Raw genomic sequence first — 24,200 nt, 5'->3', positions numbered from 1 at the left:
ATCACCTTAAGTAAGATTGAACGCGCCTAAGCTGTTTGCTTGGGCGTTTTTTTATCTGTTAGTTAGCGTATACTAAGTGAAGTAAAATCAATAATAAGGAAAGTAAAGTGGCTGAATTCAAATATAAGAATCTATCTCAAGAGCAACAGGACAAACTCGATGCAGCGGTATTTCGCAAACTGTTGTCACACCTTGACGAAAACAAAGATGTTCAGAACATTGATTTAATGATTTTGGCAGGCTTTTGCCGTAACTGTTTCAGTAAGTGGTATAGAGCGGAAGCAGAAAATCAAGGTTTAGAGCTTGATATTGATGATGCACGCGAGCGCGTATATGGCATGACTTATGATGAATGGAAGCAGAATCATCAGCCAGCAGCGACACCTGAGCAGTTGGCTGCATTTGAAGCGCGCCAGAAGAAGTAATCTAGATTAGATAAAAGAAATGGGTATCAGCTGATACCCATTTTTAATTCATCGACTTACAAACGAGCTTGCGATTCAAACTCTGCCAATTTGAGGCGATATGGCTCAAGATCACCGATGTTTTCCGCCACCCAAGCTGGGTTGTAGTACGTATCTAAGTATCGTTCGCCGCTATCACACAATAGGGTCACAATAGAGCCAGTTTCTCCCTTTCGCTTCATTTCGCATGCTAATTGCAGAGCGCCAAAGACGTTCGTACCGGTAGATGCACCTACTTTACGACCGAGTTTAGTCTCTAGCCATTGTGCAGTTGCGACAGACGCCGCATCAGGTACTTTACGCATTTCATCAACCACGCCTGCAATAAAGCTGGGTTCAACGCGGGGGCGACCAATGCCTTCTATTTTACTGCCTTTGTCGGATGTAAGAGACGTATCACCCGATTGGTAGTAATCGAAGAACACTGAGTTGTCTGGATCAACAACACACAGCTTAGTGTCGTATTGCTGAAAACGGATAAAGCGACCGATGGTCGCGGATGTACCGCCAGTTCCTGGGCTCATGACGATCCACTGAGGGATAGGATGGTCTTCAAGTTTCATTTGGTTAAAGATAGAGTCAGCAATATTGTTGTTACCACGCCAGTCTGTCGCTCGCTCTGCATAGGTAAATTGGTCCATATAGTGACCATCAAGCTCTTTGGCTAATCGGCGTGATTCGTCGTAAATTTGATCCGAACGTTCAACAAAATGCGCCTTACCGCCATAGAACTCAATTTGTTCAATTTTTTTGCGGGCGGTATGTTTTGGTACTACAGCGATAAAAGGTAAGCCGAGTAAGCGCGCAAAATAGGCTTCAGAAACAGCCGTACTACCAGAAGAAGATTCAATGATGGTGGTTTTGGGACCGACCCAACCATTACTCAAAGCATAAAGAAATAGCGAGCGAGCTAAACGATGTTTAAGCGATCCCGTCGGGTGGGTACTTTCATCTTTTAGATAAATATCAATGCCATTCACGCATGGTAAGTCGAGCTTGATCAAATGGGTGTCCGCTGAGCGCTGATAATCGGCTTCGATTTTTCGTACGGCGTTATTTGTCCATTCTCTTTGGTTTAACATGAGCTTTCTCCTCGAATCTTTTTACAATAATTTAACTCTAAATGAGGAGAATGTGTTTTCCTTGTTTACTTTATTTTGCGCTCTTTGTGGAAATAATTTCTCTTCATGCGCTTCATTGTAGTGTGTTTGTTATTTTAAATGCATTTGGAGTAGAAAATGGCGTAGTTTTGACTCAATTTCCTACGCCATATTAAGGTTGAAGAGATGCGTTAATCGGTAAAACGCATCACACCTTCTTGTACTGCCGTTGCCACTAGATCACCCTGACGATTGTAGATTTCGCCGCGTACAAGACCACGAGTGTTGCTTGCGGTTGGGCTATCAATCACGTAGAGCAACCATTCATCCATCTTAAATGGGCGGTGGAACCAGATTGAGTGGTCAATTGTGGCGACTTGCAGTTTTGGTGTGAGTAGAGAAACACCGTGTGGGTGCAGTGCTGTCACTAGGAAGCCCCAATCAGATGCGTAACCCAGTAGGTATTGATGAATGAGCTGATTATCAGGCAGTTCGCCATTGGCTTTCATCCATAGGTATTGCTTAGGTTCGGTTTTTTCTGGTTTGAGTGGGTTAACCACGGTGACCGGACGCATTTCGATTGGCTTCTCACCGCAGAAGGTTTTTTGCAGCTTTTCTGGTAAGAAGTGTGCAATTTTCTCTGCTAGTTGAGACTCAGAGGCAAAATTTTCCGGACCAGGGATGTTGGGCATGGTGTTTTGATGCCCAAACCCAGGCGCTTCACCATGATAAGAGGCGGTAAGATAGAAAATCGGACGCCCATTTTGAATCGCTTTCACACGTCGAGTGCTAAAGCTGCGCCCATCACGTAAGTTTTCTACATCATAAATAATTGGCTTTTCAGGATCGCCAGGGTAGAGGAAGTAGCTGTGAAAAGAGTGAACCGTGCGATCAGAAGCCACAGTGTAACGGGCTGCAGATAACGCTTGTCCAATCACCTGACCACCGTAGACTTGAGGTAACCCGAGGTTTTCACTTTGTCCACGGAACAATCCCTCTTCTAATTTTTCCAACTGCAGCAAGCTTAGTAGCTCGTTTAGTGGTTTACTCATGATGTTGTTATCCAATCAATTTTACTAAGTATTACTCTTAACATTAGCCTATAGCGAAAGTGACGTTAGCATCAAGTTGTTTGGTCAATCGCTAGAGAAAACTGACACAGTCAAGAATTGGTTAAGAGTGTGCAAATCCTCATGACACTATGCACAATCACGACTATAATTTTCCCGTATTCCATATCAATTAAATCTCATAGTGAGGCATTATGAAAAAAGCACTGATGTTGATGTCGTCGGTTCTGTTCGGAGCAGTTTTAATGGGTTGTCAAAGTGAACCAACATCACAAGTTCAAATGCAGCAATCGGTAACAGGTACAGTGGCTTACCGTGAACGCATTATGTTGCCTGAAAATGCGGTTGTCACAGTGCGCCTACAAGATATTTCATTAGCGGATGCGCCAGCCAAACTGGTTGCTGAGCAGGTAATGGAAACCGAAGGTAAGCAAATTCCTTTCGCGTTTACGCTAAACTATGACGCAGACACGATCCAACCGGGTCATACTTACGCGGTAAGTGCACGTATTGAGGTGAATGGTAAATTGCGCTTCACTACTGACACGGTTTACCCAGTTATCACTGATGAAGCAAAGACTCAGCATCGTGATTTGATGCTAGTTGGTGTAGGTCGCTAATTTCGTCAATTATCTGAGTTGATGAGACTAAGCACCTTCTCGCTGGTGCAATCAATGGCAGCCTAGGGCTGCCATTTGTATTTTCTCAAGTTAACTTTTCCCACTTCACTGCACTCGATACCCTCAGCAAGTAACTTTGCTCGTTGCCGGTCAAGATCATGACCTTTAAGTGAAATTTTTCCTTGGCTATTTAACACCCGATGCCAAGGTAGCTTCGAGCCCTCAGGAAGGTTGCTTAGTGCTTTTCCTACATGACGTGCATACCCCGGATAGCCAGCTAATTTGGCAATTTCACCGTAACTGATGACTTTTCCTTCGGGAATTTGGTGAATTACTGCAAAGATTTGCGCTAAAAACTGATCCATACTTAATCCTGTATCCAAGTTTTTCTGATTATTGAGGTAACTTGGTACTGCACCGTGGTTTAATTAGTCGAAATAGCAAAGGGATGCTTCGACACTATTTTTGCAATGAATGCATTTTAAACTAAATCACCGATTTCGATAATTCCAGGAAGGAATAAGGAGCGGGAATGTTGTTTTCTACCCTACAGTTTTTTATTGCTGCACTACTGGCTGTGGTGTGCGCACGAGTGCTCGGCGTTAGTGAAGGAGAGATCCCTTTAGTCGCGGTATTGGTGCCAGCGTTGTGGCTAATCCAAAAGCGCAGTTTCGCTTCGGCTGTGTTTTTTGTCTCGGTGCTAGCCTATGGTCTCACCTTACCCCATCAACCGATTACTTTATCGGTTAGTGTTTGGATTCTCTTCCCTTTGTTGATGGTCATCTTTTCTAAGCGCTCTAACATGATTGCCGTAGCGATATCGGCGCTGATTGTTGTTACGTTGCAAGTAGGGATCATGTCGACTCAAACGGCGGGAAAACTCGAAGGGTCAGCGGTTATGACGGGCTTTCAGACTCTCGCTGTGATTTTGATTTGGTGGTCTGTTAGTCATTGGAAGCCGGCGAAAGAACATCGTTGGTGGGTACTAGTATTGCTGTTACCGTTATGGGTTGCGCAGTTTACTTACGGGATTTTGTTTGCGCTTTCAGCAATTGGCATTATGTCGACGCTCGAAAATCTTCTTAAAGTCAAAAGCTTTAAATGGGGCAAGCTATTATGTTGGACTTTGCCCACGGTAGGCTTTGCTGCTTTGGTGATTAGCCCACAAGTAGACGTACCAAACCCAGTATTTGTCGTTTGGTTGTGTCTACTCGGAACGGCGTGGATCACGGACTATATATTACAAAGTGTCGAGTACAACGAAGAAATATGAATGGAGTTGCTATTAACGTTTGTTGTTGATAACAATTTTATGACACAATCGACGCTTAAATATACAAAAAGATGTGGCGAGTAAGCTTTTCAACCATTTGAATTAAGTGAACGTTTGCCAGTAGAACATCTTCAATCAGTCACAATGGTCAGGTAAAGTTTGCTTCGAGCTGTATTTCTATTGATAGCATTATTCATTTCACTGCCATCCGCTTATGCTGAAAAAAGCATCAAAGTAGGGATGGAGGCGGATGATATTGTTACCCGAACATTATTTGACTCGGTGGCATCCGAGTTTGACGTTACGATTGAATATATCTACTACCCAAGTTTCAACGATATCCTGACCGCAGTTGAGATTGGGGAGAGTGATTTTGCTGCGAATGTTACCTTTACCGATCAGCGCGAAGAGCGCTTTGACTTCTCTAGTCCTACCAATATCGAATATACCTATCTTTATAGCTTAGCTGGTGCAACACTCTCTTCGATACAGCGGGTCGGAGTGCCGAAGGGTACGATATATGGTGCGTTAATCGCGAAAAACTATCCCGATATTGAGCAAGTGGAATATCAAGGTCAACTTGAAGCCAAGCGCTTGCTTGAGCAGGGATTAGTTGACGGCATCGTTGACGCGATTAATCAGTTAAAACCGATGCTATCGGCGGGTTATGATGCTGAGCTGCTTAATCACCAGATCTCAATCAAACCGGTGTCGCTCATTGCGACAAAAGGTAAACATAAGCAGCAGCTTGAGCAGTTCCAACAATTTATCCATACCGCACAAGTGCAAAAAGCCTTGAGAGAGTCGGTCGAGGGCTATCAATTTCAACTTCGTCGTGAAGCTTTACGTAATATGGTCACTCGAGCGGGTATTGACAGAAATCAACCGCTGAAAGTGAAAATAGAGCATATTGGTCAGTATGCGACTTATCACGATAATGGCAAAGTGACGGGAGTGACGCCAGAGGTACTGTTTTCTGCTTGCCATATATTGCAGCTAAATTGCCAACTTGTCAGTCATGCTGAGGAGACATGGGAATCGATGTATGGTGACTTTTTAGCGGAAAAGATTGATATGTTGTCTCCGCTTGCCATATCTGAACCTCGCAAAGAGATCGCAAACTTTAGTAAGCCTTATTACACCTCGACAGGTATCGTACTTAAGCGAGAGGGTTATAAAGATAATGTTTACAGTAATATTTCAGAGCTGATCGTTGAAAGAATAGGCGTCGTCAAAGACGATATTTACCATGAAGTCTTAGCGAAAATGCTGCCGCAGAAGAAGCTCTATACCTATCCCAATAATGCGGCTCGAGTTGCCGCGTTATTAAACCGAGAAGTCGACTACTTGGTTATGTCCCGCTCGAGTTTTAATAAGGTATTACGAGAGTCGAAGACGTTACTGCCAATTACTGAGGATAAGTTAATTGGTGAGGTTTACTATACGGACATCGCAATTGGGTTTAACAATGATGAGAAAGGGGCGGTTTTAGCTTCACTGTTTTCTCAAGCGATCACCATGTTGGATTTAGAGCGAATTATTAATAAGCACTACATTCAGCCTGATTGGAAAGCAACCTTACAGAGTGAGCAAAAACTGGCGCGTTTAAGTCTGGTTGTTTTCTTTGTCGCGTTGGCCGCGTCTTTAATTGCGAGCTTCTATCTTAACCAGCAATCTAATACGGATAATCTGACTCGTCTTAAGAATCGCAGAGCGTTAAAACGTCGATTTAGTAAAGGTGTACCCGCAGAAGTGACGTTAGTCTATTTGGATGTGAACAAATTTAAACCGATTAATGACACCTATGGGCATGAAGTGGGCGATCAAGTCTTGCAAGAGTTGTCGAGAAACATTAATCGATATTGGAAAGGGCAGAGTTATCGTATTGGTGGCGATGAATTTATTTTGATTGGCACACCAAATGGCTATGATCTAAGCCACGCGCTCTTACATTTGCAGAAGATCCGTTTTACTTCTTTGAGTAATGATATTGCGCTCGAAGTTTCGGTCGCATTTGGTGTTTCTAAGCCGCGAGGAACAAGTATGACGCTTGAAGCGGTAATGCATGAAGCTGATTTATCGATGTATTCGAATAAGCGCAAAGCGAATGTGATTGAATCACGCCGCTTACGTAATGAATTGGCTTCATCGGCTAGGTAGCTAGATAGTTGTTTAACTTATTGCAATTGTTCAATTTTGTATCGATTTCTCGCGGGTTCGGTCAAAAGCTCACCATTCAATGCAAGATCTCCAAATTAATTGGCTTATAGGCTTGCAATGACCGCAGTGATACCAGATAATCCCCTCACTCTCTGGTTATACAGAGATGAACTATGGAGGCCTGGTCCTCCCGCAACAATAGCTCGTGAACTCGGTCAGGTCCGGAAGGAAGCAGCCGCAGCGGGTGACTTGTGTGCCGGGATGTGGCTGGGTCTCCACCCAATTTAGAAAAGCCGCTTCTTGTAAGCGGCTTTTTGCTATCTGGCGCTTATCAATTGGCTGAAATATTGAAGGGGCGCAGTTCCTTAGATTAGAAGCACCCCAACCATCGTTTGTCTCAGCTTATTTTAGAGGCAATACCGTGGTGAACTTAAGCGATTCCATCGCGAACGTAGACGTTACGTTAGTAAGCCCTTCTACTTGGTTTACCAACTGCTTGTAGAAGCGGTCAAAGGCTGCCATGTCTTCCACTTGCACTCGCATCATATAATCGTATTCACCAGCCATACGGTAGAAGTCCATCACTTCTGGCATATCGAACACGGCAAGCACGAACTTCTCATACCATGCATGAGAGTGGTCACAAGTTTTTACCTGAACAAAAGCGGTAAAGTTAACGCCAATTTTCTCAGGGTCTAGTAGGGCAACACGCTTGGTAATTACGCCTTCTTCTTCAAGACGCTTCAAACGCTTCCAACAAGGTGTCGTTGTTAAGTTAACGGTTTTCGCTAACTCATTAAGAGGCATTGTTGCATCTTCTTGTAGGGCTGCCAGTAATAGGCGATCGACCTTATCCAGTTTTACTCGTTCTGCCACCATTTCCTCACATTGTCTTCAAACTTCATAAAGTAAATATTACTCTTAATTTACAATAACGGAGAATTTGATGTGATCTGTCTCACATTTCTTATTTTCGCTGTTATCGCTTAGCTATAAAGAGTATTTGGGATCAAATTATCCCTATTTTACTCACTAATGAATAGAATAATTTTCTCTTTTTGGTTGGATATCGAGAATAATTGGCAAAAAATTTCTTCAAGTATTGGATTAGAATAGAACCAAATCGAGGTCCCTCTGACCCAAAGCTATAACTATTACTTGAAGCGAGCCAATACATGAAACAACACTTATGGCCATTATTTATTGATGTTATTCATCGTGAAGTCGTCCCTGCCCTTGGTTGTACTGAACCAGTCTCAGTTGCACTCGCAACTGCAATCGCAATTGACCGCCTAGGTATCAAACCTGAAGCTAGCTCAGTGAACATTGAAGCAATCGTTTCTGCCAACCTAATGAAAAATGGTATGGGCGTAGGTATTCCAGGGACCGGTTCTGTTGGTCTTAACATGGCAGCGGCTATCGGTGCTGTTGCAGGTGACCACACTGCAAACCTTGAAGTACTTAAAAACGTAACTGCGGATGACGTTGCCGTTGCGAAACAGATGTTGGAAAACAAGCAAGTGACCGTGGGTGTTGCTGATGTGGCGAACATTCTGTATGCCAAAGTAACGGTGTTTTATCAAGACCGCAGCGTAGCTGTGACTATCGCTGATGGTCACACCAATATTATTGCGATTGAAGAAGATGGCATCACCATCTTTAAAGCTGAGCCGCAAGAGAAAAGCGAGCAAGTCGTTAGCGCGAATCCTTTTGCAGAAGCAACCGCTAAAGATGTGTATGATTTTGCAATGAATGCTGATCTAAACGATATTCGATTTATTGAACAGGCCAAAGTGCTAAACACAGAACTTTCTGAAGAAGGTCTAGCAGGTAACTACGGCTTAGAAATCGGTGCCACATTCCGTAAAAATGAGCAGCGCGGCTTATTGTCAGGTGGCCTTCTAACAGAGGTGTTAGTTCGTACTTCTGCCGCATCTGATGCGCGTATGGACGGTGCAATGAAGCCAGCCATGAGTAACTCAGGTTCAGGTAACCAAGGTATTGCGGCAACTATGCCTGTCGTTGCCAGTGCCGAGTTCTTAAAAGCAACAGAAGAGCAGACTATTCGTGCGTTAATGCTTTCACACTTAATGGCGATTTACGTTAAGAGTTACCAGAACAAGCTATCAGCGCTTTGTGGTGCGACAACGGCATCTATGGGCTCTGCAGCGGCGATTACTTATCTACTTGGTGGCGACTATGAGAAAGTGAGTGCATCGATCTGTAGTATGATTGGTGACGTTGCTGGTGTTATTTGTGATGGCGCAAAAACGTCTTGTGCAATGAAAGTGTCTTCATCAGCCAGTTCAGCGGTTAAAGCAGCATTGATGGCGATCGATGGTATTCGAGTGACAGGTAATGAAGGTATTGTGGCGAATGATGTCGACCACTCTATTATCAATCTTTCTGCGTTGGCAAATGGCTCGATGACTCAAACGGATGTACAGATCCTTGATATCATGATGCAAAAGTAATCGATTCAACACTTCATTCAAACCAAGCTTTCTATCAACTAAGATAGAAGCTTGGTTTTTCTTTTTTAGCGCAGCGACCATGACCACGTTTTGCGCTTTTGCTGATGTACTTCAGCCTTTATCTCTAAGCTTTTTTTCCCTTTCGCTATTACAGCTTCGGCTCCGCTCTTCTGTGTAGATTCTTAATACAGTGACAGCCAACCAAAGCGCGATCCCCTAGTTTTGCTTTGAACTTTCTTCTCACTAATTCTCGCTATTATGACAACATTAGAATGTGGATATGGATGGAATTTGTACGTCTGGCTTTAAGTGTTGCTTAAAATGTGATTAATGAAAGCTATGGTTCCATATTTAAAGGGTTTGTTTAAATTACTTTTCTACTTATATGGAGCAAATGATCATAATATCATTCAAATAAATTGTAAAAATGCACACTTAATTTTAATTTGAATGTGTTGTGTTTGTTTTTCTATGTTTTCTGTTTTTCAGCTTGTCGGGAAATGATGAAAGTGTGAAGCGCATCTCGTATAGTTGATATCAAATCTAGCACATAAAAAACGTAGGAAGGTGAAGTCGATCAAGCTTTTCAAACCATTTAGTTATTCGCCAATTGATCTAAATCAGCACAAAAAAAAGACCTTTTTCAGATTGTGGTTTTAAAGAATTTTTTCCTATCTTAGCCCTGTTTCGTGATATTTTTAATAAACAATTTCTATAAAAGCTCGAGTATGCTCCTACCTAAATCGAGACGGACGCTGTGAAGCGTCTGCGGATACCAATAACAAAATTAATCTAATGGAACAATATTATGAGTGAAACTGTACAAGCTGTCCCTACCAGCAGCACCAAAGACACCAGACAACCATATGAACGCGCAAATATGACCAAACAAGAATGGCAAAAAGCGATTAAGTTCGACAACGTCGATATTGGTTGGGTGGTAATGAGTATCGGTATGGCGATTGGTGCTGGTATCGTATTTTTACCAGTTCAAGTTGGTGTAATGGGTCTATGGGTATTTCTCCTTTCTTCGGTTATTGGCTACCCGGCCATGTACCTATTTCAAAAACTTTTTATTAATACCTTAGCTGAATCGAAAAAATGTACTGACTACCCAGGCGTAATTGAAGGTTATTTGGGTAAAAACTGGGGTGTAGCACTGGGTGTGCTTTACTTCTTAATGTTGGTCATTTGGGTACTTGTGTATTCATTGGCGGTAACCAATGATAGTGCTTCATACCTACACTCATTTGGTGTGACTGAAGGTCATTTAAACGACAACGTATTCTATGGTTTAGCACTTATTTGTGTGCTGGCGTTTATCGGCTCAAAAGGTGAGAAGCTTCTGTTTAAATTGTCTGGTTTTATGGCAGTGACAGTACTATCTCTTGTTGCGGTAATGGGTATTCTACTGGTTGCTCGTTGGGATATGGCAAACATTCCTGCTATTGGTGACTTTGGTCCAATGCTTAAGAATGCAATCATTACTCTACCATTTACGCTCACCTCTATTCTGTTTATTCAGTCGCTTAGCCCAATGGTGATCTCTTATCGTTCACACGAGAAATCAATTGAAGTAGCGCGTTACAAAGCAGAACGTGCAATGAAAATCGCTTTCTCTATTCTGTTTGTCATCGTGTTCTTCTTCGCAGTGTCATTTACTTTTGCGATTAGCCAAGAGCAAGCTGCAGAAGCAATGAACAAGAACATTTCAGCTCTAGCAATCATTGCACACTACTTCCCAGGTAGCTGGGCGACGGTAGCGGGTATCGTGATTAACATCTTTGCGGTAGTGACCTCTTTCTTTGGTGTGTTCCTAGCGTTCCAAGAAGCTTGTCGTGGTCTAGCGATGAACATCTTGCTACGTAGCCGTGATGAGTCTCAAATCAACAAAGAGCTAGTAAACAAACTAGTAACCGTGTTCATCATCCTACTAGCTTGGTCAGCGATTGCACTGAATGCGCCGATTCTATCGTTTACTTCAATCTGTAGCCCAATCTTCGGTATGGTAGGCTGCTTGATTCCTGCTTACCTAGTACACAAAGTACCGCACCTACACAAATACAAAGGTGCAGCAACTAACCTAATTATCGTAACGGGTATCCTATTGTGTATCTCTCCGTTACTGGCGTTCATGTAATGACGTTACCTAATTAACAGTAGAAGTAAAGCGGCTCAAATGAGCCGCTTTTTTTGTCTCGTCAATCCCTGAATCCACTGATAGAGTAAGCGATATAACGCTAAATTGCGGATTAATCAGCCGCACTCACTCTAGGAATTAACGTGGAATTTTTACAATGCGACTCAAGTCAGGTACCGCTTGAGTTACTACTAGAGGCCGACCCTAGCGAGCAGAGTATCGCCTCATATTTACATGACAGCTGGTGTTTTATCGCCAAAGAGCCAAACGAAGTATTTGCTGCTTGTGTGATGAAAGTAATACGTGACGGGGTAGTAGAGATTTTTAATGTGTCCGTCTCTCCCTGTAAGCAGCAGCAAGGTATTGGCACTCAGTTACTGCGGCATGTGATAGCACAGATGGCAGACAAAGGCATCAATAGACTGGAGTTAGGGACAGGAACATTTGGCTATCAGTTAACCTACTACCAACGCTTGGGTTTTCGTGTTGATTGCGTGCTGAAAAATTATTTCTTGGATAACTACCCAGAAGCGATCTTTGAAAATGGTATTCAACACCAAGATATGTTGCGCCTTTATTTGAATCTTGAGGAGTAGTGATGGAGATTGATTTTGCTCGCCTAGAACAACAGCTTGTGCAGTTCGTTAAGGATGAGATGGTGCAAGATTCTGCCCATGATTTAGCGCATATTCAACGTGTAGTAAAAACGGCGAAACAGCTTTGCAGCCTTGAAGGGGCAAACTTGGCGATCGTACTGCCAGCGGCTTATTTGCATGACTGCGTTGCAGTGGCGAAAAATCATCCAGATCGCGCCAAGAGCTCATTATTTGCGGCTGATAAAGCAATCGAGTTGCTCCGCAGTATTCACTATCCTGAAGTATTGTTAAACGATATTCACCATGCGATCGTCGCGCACAGTTTTAGTGCTCAAGTTGAGCCTAAAACATTAGAAGCCAAGATTGTTCAAGATGCGGATCGACTGGATGCATTAGGTGCCATTGGTGTGATTCGCTGCATTCAGGTGAGCACGAGTTTAGATGTCGACTTGTATCAAGCAGAAGATCCGTTTTGCCATCATCGTCAGCCCGATGATCGACAGTACACCGTTGATCATTTTTACACCAAATTGTTCAAACTGAAAGAGACCATGCGCACTGAGTCTGCTCGAGTAGAAGCAGAAAAGCGCACGGAGTTTATGCAGGAGTTTTTGCAGCAATTCTCTTATGAAATTTAAGTCGGTGATGGAGCCACCGACTTAAGAGCATACTGGTTTAGATCTCAGTTGTCTTGTTTTAGGAGATAGTGAGTATTCTTGACGTAAAAAAGGTCGCCCGTGGGCGACCTAGAGGTTTACAAACTTGTGTAACTCAGTGGAGATTTAGGTGCTGTTGGCAAGTCTAGTTGGTTGAGCGTAGCTAAGCCATTTGATGTAATACCACCGCTATAGTCACTTTCACCATTTGGCATATCTGCTTTCACTTCGCCTGGGTTCCACTGCAAGAAGAAATCACGCAGGTCATAGCCTGATGCGTATGACGCACAGACCATCATGGTGTCGCTCGCATTTAAGCCTGTAGCTTGTTGATTACAGTAGTTGGCATCTTCAGCAAATGTTTCGCCACGAGCCATACGGTGCATTAACTTAAATAGATTCCAACCTTGTTTCTCTGTATCAAACACTGTAGGCAATACGTCAGCGCTGTACCATTTATTGATATCAAAGTGATCTTCGGCCCAAAGTTTTAACTGACCAAACATCACCAAACGAATACCAGCATCCGCTTCACTCCAAGCATGACCGCCATGCATTGACATCCAAGTGTCCATTTTTTGAATATCAAGCTTGATACGTGTCATCTCAGGCAGATCTTCGCGTAATTCCTGCATGTAAAGTGCGAGAATATTGTTGGTCACTTCGGTTGAACCCGCAACACTGAATGGAGCAGCGGCTAGGTTATGTCCAACTTCATGCCACAGCAGCCAATCATTTACCGGATTGGTTGGAATGGTTGTTGCGTTCACATTGAATGATGAGCTCTGAACTGGGTAACCTGAGTGAGCTGCACCAATTGAGATTTGACGATCATTTACGAAGTGATGACGGTGTTCAGGTAGTACACTAGGGCTAGTGAATCGGCGGTGATCACCAACCAGTTCGTTTTGATCGCGCCCATAGAAATCGCTAGCTGCATTCGCAAAGCGGTTTATATCTACTACGAAACTTCTAACCTTCTCTGCATTTTGAACGTTTTTAACTGGAGTGGTATAGATAAAGTGACCAGTGTCAATATCCGCTAGCGGTACGTCATCATTGTAGCCATGCAACCACGCGTCATTTTTCCAGTACGATCCTTTAACTACATTATCAAACTTGTATGTAACCGTCGCTTGCTCTTGGCTAGCGGCAGGAGAAATGTAAATTAAACCACCGTAAGGTACTTTGAACGTTAACGATGAACCATTGTAAGCAAAGCTTGTTTCCACTCGAGGCGGACGGTTAAGCGCAAGTTCATGGTTGTTTCGCCCTGTCAGGTCATCAACTAAAGCTACCGTAATAGTACCAGCGGTACCGCCGGTTACTGTTACGTTTTCCAGTTGTGGAGCCCATAGACCTGTCGCTTGGCGGTTATTGGCTGCAAACGTCACAGGGTTACGGTATGTCTGGATAGTCGCATCAGCTGATGTGCCTATTTGTTTAGGGCGACCAGGGTATACGGTAGTATCGACAACAATATCGTGATCCCAGTATGAACGACCCAGCATGATACGGGTTAGTGGCTTCTCCATGTAATTGAGCGGATAGCTTGGGTTTAGCTCGCCGTTCGCATGGATTAGATTGTTATCCACTAAAGACTGTCCGAGTTCATCAGGACATGCGACATTGGCACCTTGTTGATGGGCATTGCTGGTATAGCAGTTTAGGAATTGAACTAACGTTTGGAAACCTAGTTCATCTTGCACTGAACTATCGTATTGGTAATTTTCGTTGTTCCATAACCAAATTGATAGGTTGTCATAGACCGCGTTGAGTTCTGCGCTTGGTAAGCGTTCACCTTGCTGTGACTTGGTGCGGTAGTACAACTCATGGTTGTAAAGCGCCGTGATGTTGTCGCCAAGGTTAGCGGCTTTAACCATCGCAGCCACCACTTCTTGGTTCATAGGATAACGAGTGAAGTCTGGACGCAGGTAGTTACCGCGAGTTTGAATGCCATGCCCCTCACGGTACTCAATACAGTTAACTTCGTATTCGTATGGGTCTTTACATACAGGCGCTTGAGGGAACTCTTTTTTTATCTTTGCGATAGCCGCAAGTTTTTCTTCTTCACTGTTTACTGCAAAAAACGCGTATTCACCTTTAGCCTCGTTGTTTGCATCTTTAAAGCGAGGGATTTCCAATGTTGGCATATCGACAGGACCAGGCCATACCACAGTCCCTTTGCCTTCAGCGTTCTCTTCGATAGTGATCTTGGATGTATCCGCATAGCGCTCGTATACGACTAGTCCACCGGTTAATTGTGCATGAACGTTAGGCGCGATATCGCCATGACAGTAGTAACTAGAACCACAGTAAGCTTGGCGAGTGAAAACGGTATTACTTTCACCAACCGCCATACCTGCTGAGTCAAACAGGCGAGCGATAGGCTCTGGGTTACGAGGACCAATGGCTTCCATTACCAAAATGTTACCGCCATTGCTGACGTAGCGAATTAAGTCACTAATGTCTTCTGGAGTTAGAATCGGCTTATCAATATTCGCCAAAGTCGCTTTTGTTTCATAGCCACTGGTTAATTGCTCATAACCTTGCAAAATCAGAATTGGTGTAGTCTCAGGGATTAAATCACCAAATTGACCACTTGAGTAGTATTCGTAATTGCTGAAACCAAAACTCGGGCTAACGAAAAATGGATAAGTTTTATCTGCTTTCCATGTTTCAAATGCATAGCCAAGTTCGATATTCGAAGCAATGGTTTTATTTTTGTATTCTGTGTCGAACCAATTGAACATATTGGCGAAGAAAGTCGCCATCGAACCATCATCATTGCGGCTATCAGCGGTTTGTTCTTCGAATGTTCCTTTGTAATTACAGGCTTGTTCTTCGCCGTTAATGCTTAGCTCTGCGCCTGCCCAGTAGTTGTCTGGACAAGAGATGATGCTTGGGTACATAGAGTTACCCATATAGACGATTTTACCTGAACCAATTTCGCCACTCGCAACGAACGGTAGGTTAAAAGTAACATTGTCCTTTGCTAGCTTCATCGGGCGCTCAAGCTCGATAGTTGAATTGCTATCAAGGACGGTGGCATCAACAAAGTAAGCTTTTTGATCTTTACCTGAACCACGAGTCCAAGCCGCTTCCTCGCCAAACCCAAGCCAGTGACTGTTGTCGTTACGAGCCATCATGATAGGGAAAGCACGGTTAGATAGGTTGAGTGCGCGTTGACCACGAGCCGAACCGCTCGCGCCATACCAAGAGTAGGTGTCATGGAATACGTGGAATTGATCAACTTGCTTGTATAGGGCGGTCAGGGTATCGGTTACATAACCACCAGATTGCATTGAAACTGTTTTTGATTGATCAAACATGCGGCTAAACTGGTAGCTTGAAGCTTTGTTAAGTTCAGCATCAATCAGTGCTGCCAGACCTGTGTTAAATTGCGCGCTGAATTCGTCTGGTGTTTTGAACCCAGTTGGGTTGCCTTTATCATCAAGTAAGGCAGCACCATTCGGCAGGGATAGGTTAATCACTTCGTTGATAACGTTAGGATACAAAGCAAACACTTCGTGAACCTTCGGACCAAAAGTGATCGTTTCTGCTGAAGAATCTGTATCGTAGCGTTCAGCGAGTTGTTGGATATTTTGTTGAACAACTGTATTACCAGTCACATCGGTTAGTTTGTAACTGACTTGGTTACCTTTCACTTTACCAAAATTAAACGTGTCGATACCGAAAGTGATCTCTTCACCCCATACAAACTCGAATTGACCGTTTTCGTCTGTCGTGCCACGTTTGCTACGCGTATAGAATTGAACACCTGCGATCGGTTTTTGTCCACTGATGTCGGTCAGAGTAGCTAGTGTTGGTAATGCACTTTCGGAACTCGGCTTATAAGCTAGGTTTTCTTCAACATTCGCAGAAACAAACGCACCTTCTTGACCAAACTTGTCATCATTTGTTCCGGTTGATACTTCAGGTATTACAGTGTCATCAACGTGAGACGATGGCGCTTCACCGGTATTTTCTTCAGGTTGTGGGGTTAAGAATTCTTTTACCAAGGCTTCATCATCAAGGTTTTGATAAACCTCGGCAATATCAAAACTGTTGATTTCTTCTAAGCAGATGCGATTTTCACTTGGACAGGTGCTTACTTTACGTAGAACGGCATGAGCATTACGCGAGTGATCCCCGTCAATGACCATCGACTCTGATGGTATAGTCTTTAAGTTAGATTCTTGCTTGTAGACAAATGGTGGGAAGCTAGCTAATTCAACATTGCCAAAATAGCAACGAATGTCGTCACCATAAGCCAATGTAATTTTAGCCTCTTCACCAAGGACTTCACCGTTACAAGAAACGTCACCAGAAATAATTTGCCCACCCACGCTTAATTTAGAGCTGAAATGGGTAGGAATGACTACTTCAGGGACTTCAGGCCCGGTGGGGGTTTCAGATGTAACATTGATGCTGTCATCATTACAGCCCGCGATAAGCGCAGCTGAAATGGCGCTTACAATAAATTTGATCTTCATTCAGAAATTACTTTATCTTAACCTATTAAATTTATTGGGATTTTAAAGGTCTGGGATAGGGTTAACTAATTATTAATAATTGTTGTAACCATAGGTATAATTTATTGTGATAGTGCGATTTTGTCAGGGTTATCCTACAAATTTGAGCCAATTTGTAGGGGTGATTTAAATATTGGTTCAAAAGATATTTGTCAGGCGCAAATCATATAAAAAAAGTCCCCGCAGGGACTTAAGATTGAGTTAGATTTTCAAGGATAGTTTGATGTAATTGTTCGTAATTGGCTTTCTCAAGTTCTTCTGGATCCATCAATTGACGAAGTACCAAATCACATTGGGTGACGACATGTTTAAGCAAATTGATATCTGCCTCTCGGGGGAGTCGTTTGGCGAGAATTTTAATGATACTCATGCTAACGGTTTGCAAGAATGGGCAGCGCGTGTTGATCTCAATGTAAATCTTGATCAACTCGGTTAGTGTCATTTTATTCGCTTGAATGTACTTATGCTTGCTTTCAAGCCATTGCAGTTTTTCGGTATTGGCTTGTTGTAATTGTTTGAGCATCGTCATCTGGCTGGCATAGATGTGCTCGTTTTGATTACGTTGAATACTCTCGCTGCATTTAGGGATTAGCTTATTGAATTCGGTATCAAAACTCATCTGATTGAGTAGCCAAGCAAATTGATTGAATGGATAGAAGTGAGCCAAACCAAGTTGGCGATGAACTTGATTGAGCTTGCTAATCGCCAAACGATACTGCTGTTCCTCTAGAGCAATGTGCGCCAATATAAGATCGAGCTCTGCTTTGAGTTTCTCCGCTTCTTTCATACCCGCGATATGGGTATAAAGGCTCTTGGCTTCATTTAAACGTGAAACTTTTTCTTCTGGAGCGCAGTTGTGGCATGAATAGAGAATGACACGAATCAGGTTTAGTTTGGCATAAACCGTATTTCGGTAAGTCTCTTTGTTGATCTCCATGTAAATACGATAACGCTCTAGGGCGTTTTGGTAGTCGCCGACTGCAAGACATAAATTGCATATGACTAATTCGCGATCTGAGTTGCCGCGTACCATTTTACTCGCAAGTTCAAAATGACGAATTGCGGTTGGAATTTCATTGTTGATCAGGCTAAGGTTGGCTGCTGCTGTGCGCAGCACGGTACTGTTTGGCTTAGAGGCTAACATCTTATTGATCATGTTTTGCGCGGTTTTCTTCTCTCCTAAATGCATCAGAGAGTTAGCAAGACCAATGGTTGCCCAATCATATTCTTTGCGTGCGAGGATGCTTTCATAAAGCTGCTTTGACTCGTCATGGAGTTCAAGTCGGCTTAAAAACTCACCTTTAAAACGCGAAATAGTGAAGTGATATTCTGGATAAAATGGCAGCAGTTCATCACAGAGCGCCAGCCCTTCCTCAAACTGGTGCTTTGACTGCATTTTGTAGAGTTTATACAGCGTGTGTTTGCGATTGATAGCTGAGGTGACGCGTTCTTTCAACGACATGACGTTAAATGGTTTCAGCAGATAATCGTCAGGTTTAAGTTCTACTATTGAATGTACTACCGTAGCGGAACTTTCACCAGTGATAAGAACAAACACAGATTTGTCGTGCAGCAAACCGTGGTGTTTCATTTCTTCAAACACCTGTTTACCGTTCATTCCTCGACCGAGGTTATAATCGCATAAGATCAAGTCATACTGTTCTTGTCGTGCCAGCTGCATACTGGCACGAGCGCTTGAACAGTAGCTAATGAGACGGTCGTTAAAACCAATCTTGATTAGCATGCTTTTTAGGGTGACGACAACGATAGATGCGTCATCGACGATCAAGACTTTTAAATTAGAAAATGCCTTCATTACTTACTAAATTGTGCTAACTCTACTACGGACTGTATATCCAATTTTTTGAATATACGGTTTTTGTAAGTGCTGACGGTCTTTTCACTGATCTCAAGGGTTGCTGCGATTTTTTTGTTGTTAAATCCACTCAACAATAAATTCGCGACGTTGATTTCTTGGGTCGACAGCAATTGATAAATCTTTTGAATACTCGCTTTTTCTCTGTCCATTAAGGTAGCAGCAATTGTTTTTGTATAGCGAGGGTTTTTATTAGCAACAAAGCAGTAGTAACTGCTGTTGCTCAGTTCTTCTAAAATAGGGTTATTACCTTCAAGTAAGCAAACCGAACCGACAAAGTTGGTTGAGCTGAGTTGAGTGAGCAGTTCACCGGCTGAGTGCTCAACAAAGTCCATATCAATCACGAGTAAAGTGATGCTTTGAATATTGTCATAGCAATAGAGTTGTTCCAGTGACTTGATGGTATCAATCGTGGCGAATAAGCCATCTTTCGCCATGGTTTTGCTGATCGCGTTTGAAGAGGCTGCATTCGGGCTAAGTACGATGGCTCGATGTTGACTGTGTTCCAACTCAAGCGCGTCGTGGTCGACGGTTTGACCAATATACTCCCACAGAGCCGCGATTGGCAATGGTTTACAAGCGTGGAAACCTTGATAGCAATCAACGCCAAGCGTGACTAAATACTGCAGTGTCTCTTCATCTTCAATCCCTTCTACTACACAGTTCAAACCAAGAGCGTTAGCAAGCTGAATACACATTGCGGCTAATTGCTGATTACGGTAATCGGTTGTCACGTTTTTGATAAAACTGCGGTCGATTTTTAGTTCAGTGAACGGTAGCAGAGTTAATTGGCTTAGAGAGGCGTGTCCTGTACCAAAATCATCAATCGATAAGCAGATGCCATGCATACGCAGACGAGCTAAGTTTGCCAGCGAATTACGACTGTAAGAATATGCTTCATGCTCGGTTAATTCGAGAACTAGGCGTGAAGGGGCAAAGTTGTAGCTTTTACATAACTCAAGTAAGTCATCGCACATATCTTGTTCAAAATTTGATTGGCTCAAATTAATCGACAAGTTGATGTGTGAATTAAGTAGTGAAATCGCTGAAATGGCTTTTTCTGCCACATGCCAGAAGAGTCGGTCAGACATATCTAACTGGTGGATCGTGTTCAAAAAGCTTGCCGGTGTGAGAACACCGTATCTTGGATGGATACAGCGTATTAGCGCTTCTACGCCGACAACTTGTCTGGTTTTGGCATCAAACTGCGGTTGATAGTAATTGGCAAACCAACTTTGTTCAAACGCAGTTAATACTTCTTCTTCACTCAGTACAATGTGGCGCGCATCTTCGGTCGACAGTTCGATGCCATTATTGTATTGCTCAAAGACTTCTTTTAACGAATCAATGGTGTGAGGCTTTTGTATCGTTGCGACAAATTTGAAACCAGCAGCAATACACATATTGCTGGTGAGTTCGATGACATCTTCTTTGACTGCGCTGTGAATTGCTATCCCGACATTGGTCGAGATGGCAGATAAATTCGACAATGCTTGCACACCATCCATATCGGGTAGGTTGATGTCACAAATGACAAAGTTGATCGGTTCACCTTGGCAAATGGTTAACGCTGTTTGAGCATCTCTTGCAATGGTAATTTGATGATAGCCTAAGGCAACGAGAGACAACTTCAGCTTGGTTGCTTGAATAATATCGTCTTCAATGATTAGTATGTTCATGCTTGTTGCCTTTCTTTAAGCCAAAGATAGATGCTGTTTTTGGTTTTAATCAGCTCGGCGATCACGGCTTGTTTTATCAATGCTTGATCAGCGGATGTCGACGCGTTTTCATATTGGATTGTAAGCTTAGTCAGTGTTTCCATATCCAATAGAGCGGAAGAGCCTTTAATTCGGTGAATCACGGAATCAGCATCACTGTTTTCATCGTTGAGCAACAGGATTTCTTGAGTGAAAGACTCAATGACGACTGCACCCATTTCAGACTGTTCAGACTCACTATGATCATCTAGCCAACCAATATGCTCATCGACTAGCTCATGGTTGTGTCTGCTAGGTTGATATTTTTTCACCATTTGGCGGAGGTCTTCCAAAGTGTATGGTTTATACAGTACATCATTCATACCACATTTCTGAGCTTTTTCTGCGACAACACGAGAATCTTCTGCTGTGCATCCAATAACAGGCAACAAATTCAGCGGTAGTGGTTGATTTTTTATTGCTTCTGTTAGTTCAAAACCATCCATATCGGGCATATGACAGTCGGTAATAATCATCACGACATCATTGTCTTTCTGTTGCAAATATTCATACGCTGAGCGCCCATTATCGACGATGACAAACTCAACTCCAAGCAAGGTCAACTGCTTGCGCATGAGCATTTGGTTGATCAAATCATCATCGGCAACGAGTACTTTGCCTATAGGGTTACTCATTGCAAGTGAAACCGGTGCGGTCTCTTCATCTTGGTTGATCATAGCTTGTTGCAGTAAGCGGTCGGGATACAAGTTCTCATTTGAGCAAGCGAGATCATCGCGAACAATGACGGTTGACTCTCCTCGCCATAGCGCAAGCCATTGTCGAGCCATTGCGTTGTCTACATCATGGTAAGGATCGATATCGACCTTCACTTTATGACCGACAATAGGGACCGTAATAACCACAGTAGTGCCGATGGTCAACTCACTGCTAATGTCTATTTGTCCACCCATTAGCTCGATTAAATTCTTACTAATGCTCATGCCAAGACCAGTACCGCCGTAGCGGCGAGATACTCCTTTATTGGCTTGCACAAATGGTTTAAACACATTGCCAAGTTGAGTCGGAGTCATGCCACAACCCGAATCTCTTACGGAGATGGTAAGTTGTTGGTTGTCAATAATAATATCGACTTCGATTTTACCTTTTTCGGTAAATTTGAGGGCATTGGATAGCAAATTGCCAATGACCTGGTTAATACGGAGTGAGTCAAAGTTTGCTTCTACAATGGCGCTTGGCTGCCAGTAAAAGACAAAATCCAATCCTTTCAGTTGTGCAGACGTTTCATAGCTACGCAAAGTAGGGCACAGCTCATCGAAAAGGTTGTGGCGTCGAATATCGATCTGCAATTGGCTCGCTTCGATCTTTGAAAAATCAAGAATTTCATTCACTTGGCTCTTCAAACGATGTGCAGATTGAATCGCATTTTTTAGTAATTCGGTATCTTGTGGTTCGCGCAAGTTAAGTTGTAATAGTTCCATTAACCCCAGCATCGCAGCAATAGGGGTGCGGAGCTCGTGGCTAACCACTGCCAAAAATTCACTCTGTGCTTCAACGGCTTTCATTGCACGAAGGTTAGATTGTTGCAGCAGATCTTCTTTCTGTTTGTCTGCGCTCACATCATCTATCACCGTCATGTAGTGCGTAGAACCATGCTGAGGATGCGTGATGGTTTGGTGCCTAATTTGGAAGTGGCGATTAGACAAAGAGCAATGGCAATCTGGAAATTGAAATATTGAGGCACTGTGCTGATTCATTGCCGCAGTTGCGAAATAGCACTCGTTATTGTCGTTGGATTTTTGCGGACAAACGCAGTTTTCTAACTCGGTATTGTAAGCTTGGTTGGTAAACACCACTTTACCACTTTTATCTGTAATCAAAATCATGTTCGGCATGCTATCGAGTAAAGTTGATAGCCAACTGATCTCGCTTTGAGAGAGCTTATTGATGTTTCTACTGCGTTTGAGGTGACCGGCAAGCACGTAGAATAGAACCACAGTACCACCGAACAGTAATACTGAAATGGCAATGATGCCCGCAAGATATGAGTTCACCATGGCTTTGTCGTAACCATAGTGAATGATCACTTTGTTGTGGCGGTTTTTCAGCGTCTCAATTTCTGTTGGTGTCACGATAGATACCATACGCGATAGCATATTGTGTAACAGTTCAGAGTCATTACGTACCACCATAGTCAGCGGGGTACTAAAATCCATGTAACGTGGTTTTTCGACTAAATCAAAGAACTGCTCTCTAGCATGATTCATATAGTTATCTATGATGGTTTGGTCGACCAATGCGTGGGTAATATCACCATTATTGAGTGCCTCTAAAAGCTCCTTCGTATTGGTATACGCATGAATCGGTTCATAGATACGGATATTGTCGACGAAATCACATAAAACGCTGGTCGGATCAAGCACGGCGAGTTTGCGCTCACCATGCTCTTCGCGTGTTGCAATCAAGCCATATTCAGTAGACGTATAGGGAGTGGTCGCTAACACCAAGTTTTTATCTACATGATGCATATAGTGACCTGGCAAAAGGTCGACGGTACCATCTGCCAGCATTTGTTCTACGTTGCGACCATTTGCCGGTACGTATTCAAACGTGAATAGGGTTTTTTGTTCCAATAATTTCAACAAGTCATGCACATAGCCTTTGACAGTCTGAGTGTTTGGATCGAGATAAGAGAGAGGATATGCCTTTGCTGCTATGGTATAGCGAATGGTTTTTCTCTGTTGTTGATTCTGTAAAAGCTTCCATTGTGCTTGTTCATTAAGCAGATGAATGTTAGATAGTTTGGTGGCTTTTTTGTCGAGGTCGTTTTCATCAATAGCTTGATTGATGAGAGTTTTCAGCTGTGGGCGATCCTTGGCTAACATGATACCAATGTCCACTTTGCCAATATTGTTATCTAAAATCACTTTGCCATTGGAGAGAAGCGGGTCGTTAATGTACTGCTCGACTTCCATTATCGTCGTGAGTGTGGCGTCCGCTTCTCCCTGCTGAACGAGTTTAGCCAGCAGGTTGATATTATCGGAGGACGTGATTTTTTGCGCCCCTAAATGTTTGGCTACTTCGCAGTCAAGACCGCCGCTAACACACACCCATTCCCACTCTGATAAAGGTAAGCCAGAGAGGTGTTTGTCACGTAACCAGATGATTTTTTTGAGCGAAATTAGAGGGGTCGAGAAAGCGAATTTTTTCTTTCTCGATTTGGTTTTTACAAAGCCAAACGACGCGTCAATTTGATGTTGTTCCAACGCCGTATAGGTGTCATCAAACGAGTCGTATCCGCGATAGACGAGTTTCATCTCCAAACTGTCAGCAAGATTAGAGAGTAAGGAGTGATAAAGACCGGATGGGTTGTGGACACCACCCCAGTATGGCGCCCATTTTTCAGTTGGCATTCCGACAACGAGTTGTTGAGGATGTGGTTCGGATGCAAAACTGGTCGTCGAAAGGAAAATTGTATTAATGAAAATGAGTAGGGTTAATACAAATCTAGGCACTGGGGT

General features: G+C 43.1%; 16 protein-coding genes and 1 other RNA gene. 9 read left to right on the top strand and 8 right to left on the bottom strand.

Going from position 1 to position 24,200, the window contains the following annotated elements; genetic code table 11:
- Window positions 1-107 precede the first annotated feature (107 nt).
- The gene (locus tag GZN30_RS07735) at window positions 108-425 is read left to right on the top strand and encodes a DUF1244 domain-containing protein (RefSeq protein WP_075648705.1); all 318 of its coding nucleotides are present in this window, start codon (window positions 108-110) and stop codon (window positions 423-425) included.
- A 56-nt stretch (window positions 426-481) separates the two neighbouring features.
- Here the strand turns inward: GZN30_RS07735 and GZN30_RS07730 are convergent, their stop codons facing one another.
- Window positions 482-1,546, bottom strand: coding sequence for a PLP-dependent cysteine synthase family protein (locus GZN30_RS07730; protein WP_075648704.1), 1,065 nt, complete (start codon window positions 1,544-1,546; stop codon window positions 482-484).
- A 209-nt stretch (window positions 1,547-1,755) separates the two neighbouring features.
- Window positions 1,756-2,616, bottom strand: coding sequence for an acyl-CoA thioesterase II (gene tesB, locus GZN30_RS07725; RefSeq protein ID WP_075648703.1), 861 nt, complete (start codon window positions 2,614-2,616; stop codon window positions 1,756-1,758).
- 212 nt (window positions 2,617-2,828) lie between these two features.
- On the opposite strand from tesB, the gene GZN30_RS07720 reads away from it, so the two are divergent.
- Complete coding sequence (locus tag GZN30_RS07720) at window positions 2,829-3,254, top strand: YbaY family lipoprotein (RefSeq protein WP_075648702.1); 426 nt, start codon at window positions 2,829-2,831, stop codon at window positions 3,252-3,254.
- Between the two features lie 62 nt (window positions 3,255-3,316).
- Here GZN30_RS07720 and GZN30_RS07715 read toward each other — a convergent pair whose 3' ends face one another.
- Window positions 3,317-3,619: a DNA base-flipping protein gene (locus GZN30_RS07715; RefSeq protein WP_075648701.1), complete on the bottom strand. Its 303-nt coding sequence runs from the start codon at window positions 3,617-3,619 to the stop codon at window positions 3,317-3,319.
- A gap of 167 nt (window positions 3,620-3,786) precedes the next feature.
- On the opposite strand from GZN30_RS07715, the gene GZN30_RS07710 reads away from it, so the two are divergent.
- The 3 genes from GZN30_RS07710 (at window position 3,787) to ffs (ending at window position 6,963) form a co-directional block, all read left to right on the top strand.
- Window positions 3,787-4,527 carry a VP0952 family biofilm-associated protein gene (locus tag GZN30_RS07710; protein WP_075648700.1) on the top strand — a complete coding sequence of 247 codons (741 nt, stop codon included), beginning with the start codon at window positions 3,787-3,789 and terminating at the stop codon, window positions 4,525-4,527.
- A 240-nt stretch (window positions 4,528-4,767) separates the two neighbouring features.
- The gene (locus GZN30_RS07705) at window positions 4,768-6,687 is read left to right on the top strand and encodes a GGDEF domain-containing protein (RefSeq protein ID WP_083627144.1); all 1,920 of its coding nucleotides are present in this window, start codon (window positions 4,768-4,770) and stop codon (window positions 6,685-6,687) included.
- Between the two features lie 179 nt (window positions 6,688-6,866).
- Window positions 6,867-6,963: signal recognition particle sRNA small type (gene ffs / locus GZN30_RS07700), an RNA gene on the top strand.
- A 126-nt stretch (window positions 6,964-7,089) separates the two neighbouring features.
- Here ffs and GZN30_RS07695 read toward each other — a convergent pair.
- Entirely contained in the window at window positions 7,090-7,566 is a 477-nt protein-coding gene (locus GZN30_RS07695; RefSeq protein WP_075648698.1) for an Lrp/AsnC family transcriptional regulator, read from the bottom strand.
- 296 nt (window positions 7,567-7,862) lie between these two features.
- Here GZN30_RS07695 and GZN30_RS07690 point away from each other — a divergent pair, with 296 nt between their 5' ends.
- From GZN30_RS07690 to GZN30_RS07675, 4 genes are all read left to right on the top strand, one after another.
- Entirely contained in the window at window positions 7,863-9,161 is a 1,299-nt protein-coding gene (locus GZN30_RS07690) for an L-cysteine desulfidase family protein (RefSeq protein WP_075648697.1), read from the top strand.
- 880 nt (window positions 9,162-10,041) lie between these two features.
- On the top strand, window positions 10,042-11,301 hold the full coding sequence (locus GZN30_RS07685; RefSeq protein ID WP_139312222.1) for an SLC5/6 family protein: 1,260 nt from the start codon (window positions 10,042-10,044) through the stop codon (window positions 11,299-11,301).
- A gap of 143 nt (window positions 11,302-11,444) precedes the next feature.
- Window positions 11,445-11,897 (top strand): GNAT family N-acetyltransferase, encoded by a 453-nt coding sequence (locus tag GZN30_RS07680; protein ID WP_075648695.1) that lies wholly within the window; start codon window positions 11,445-11,447, stop codon window positions 11,895-11,897.
- Between the two features lie 2 nt (window positions 11,898-11,899).
- Entirely contained in the window at window positions 11,900-12,535 is a 636-nt protein-coding gene (locus tag GZN30_RS07675) for an HD domain-containing protein (protein WP_075648694.1), read from the top strand.
- Between the two features lie 116 nt (window positions 12,536-12,651).
- Here the strand turns inward: GZN30_RS07675 and GZN30_RS07670 are convergent, their stop codons facing one another.
- The 4 genes from GZN30_RS07670 to GZN30_RS07655 form a co-directional block, all read right to left on the bottom strand.
- Entirely contained in the window at window positions 12,652-17,049 is a 4,398-nt protein-coding gene (locus GZN30_RS07670; protein WP_075648693.1) for an SslE/AcfD family lipoprotein zinc metalloprotease, read from the bottom strand.
- A 229-nt stretch (window positions 17,050-17,278) separates the two neighbouring features.
- Window positions 17,279-18,904: a response regulator gene (locus GZN30_RS07665; RefSeq protein WP_075648692.1), complete on the bottom strand. Its 1,626-nt coding sequence runs from the start codon at window positions 18,902-18,904 to the stop codon at window positions 17,279-17,281.
- Window positions 18,904-20,643, bottom strand: a complete 1,740-nt coding sequence (locus GZN30_RS07660; RefSeq protein ID WP_075648691.1) for an EAL domain-containing protein — start codon at window positions 20,641-20,643, stop codon at window positions 18,904-18,906. The genes GZN30_RS07665 and GZN30_RS07660 overlap by 1 nt, the downstream gene beginning before the upstream one ends.
- Window positions 20,640-24,092, bottom strand: a complete 3,453-nt coding sequence (locus tag GZN30_RS07655; protein ID WP_075648690.1) for an ATP-binding protein — start codon at window positions 24,090-24,092, stop codon at window positions 20,640-20,642. The genes GZN30_RS07660 and GZN30_RS07655 overlap by 4 nt, the downstream gene beginning before the upstream one ends.
- Between the last annotated feature and the right edge of the window lie 108 nt (window positions 24,093-24,200).

The organism is Vibrio ponticus (genome assembly GCF_009938225.1).
Classification (GTDB): domain Bacteria; phylum Pseudomonadota; class Gammaproteobacteria; order Enterobacterales; family Vibrionaceae; genus Vibrio; species Vibrio ponticus.
Note: the sequence above shows the minus strand (reverse complement) of the source record. Positions and strands in the feature narration are given on the sequence as shown.

What these genes read in the sequence shown, in the direction of transcription:
- GZN30_RS07720 (WP_075648702.1), top strand. Translation starts at nt 2,829, where the DNA reads ATGAAAAAAGCACTGATGTTGATGTCGTCGGTTCTGTTCGGAGCAGTT.
- GZN30_RS07715 (WP_075648701.1), bottom strand. Translation starts at nt 3,619, where the DNA reads ATGGATCAGTTTTTAGCGCAAATCTTTGCAGTAATTCACCAAATTCCC.
- GZN30_RS07685 (WP_139312222.1), top strand. Translation starts at nt 10,042, where the DNA reads ATGACCAAACAAGAATGGCAAAAAGCGATTAAGTTCGACAACGTCGAT.
- GZN30_RS07655 (WP_075648690.1), bottom strand. Translation starts at nt 24,092, where the DNA reads ATGCCAACTGAAAAATGGGCGCCATACTGGGGTGGTGTCCACAACCCA.
- GZN30_RS07675 (WP_075648694.1), top strand. Translation starts at nt 11,900, where the DNA reads ATGGAGATTGATTTTGCTCGCCTAGAACAACAGCTTGTGCAGTTCGTT.
- GZN30_RS07710 (WP_075648700.1), top strand. Translation starts at nt 3,787, where the DNA reads ATGTTGTTTTCTACCCTACAGTTTTTTATTGCTGCACTACTGGCTGTG.
- GZN30_RS07670 (WP_075648693.1), bottom strand. Translation starts at nt 17,049, where the DNA reads ATGAAGATCAAATTTATTGTAAGCGCCATTTCAGCTGCGCTTATCGCG.
- GZN30_RS07705 (WP_083627144.1), top strand. Translation starts at nt 4,768, where the DNA reads ATGGAGGCGGATGATATTGTTACCCGAACATTATTTGACTCGGTGGCA.
- GZN30_RS07660 (WP_075648691.1), bottom strand. Translation starts at nt 20,643, where the DNA reads ATGAACATACTAATCATTGAAGACGATATTATTCAAGCAACCAAGCTG.
- GZN30_RS07695 (WP_075648698.1), bottom strand. Translation starts at nt 7,566, where the DNA reads ATGGTGGCAGAACGAGTAAAACTGGATAAGGTCGATCGCCTATTACTG.
- tesB (WP_075648703.1), bottom strand. Translation starts at nt 2,616, where the DNA reads ATGAGTAAACCACTAAACGAGCTACTAAGCTTGCTGCAGTTGGAAAAA.
- GZN30_RS07665 (WP_075648692.1), bottom strand. Translation starts at nt 18,904, where the DNA reads ATGAAGGCATTTTCTAATTTAAAAGTCTTGATCGTCGATGACGCATCT.
- GZN30_RS07690 (WP_075648697.1), top strand. Translation starts at nt 7,863, where the DNA reads ATGAAACAACACTTATGGCCATTATTTATTGATGTTATTCATCGTGAA.
- GZN30_RS07730 (WP_075648704.1), bottom strand. Translation starts at nt 1,546, where the DNA reads ATGTTAAACCAAAGAGAATGGACAAATAACGCCGTACGAAAAATCGAA.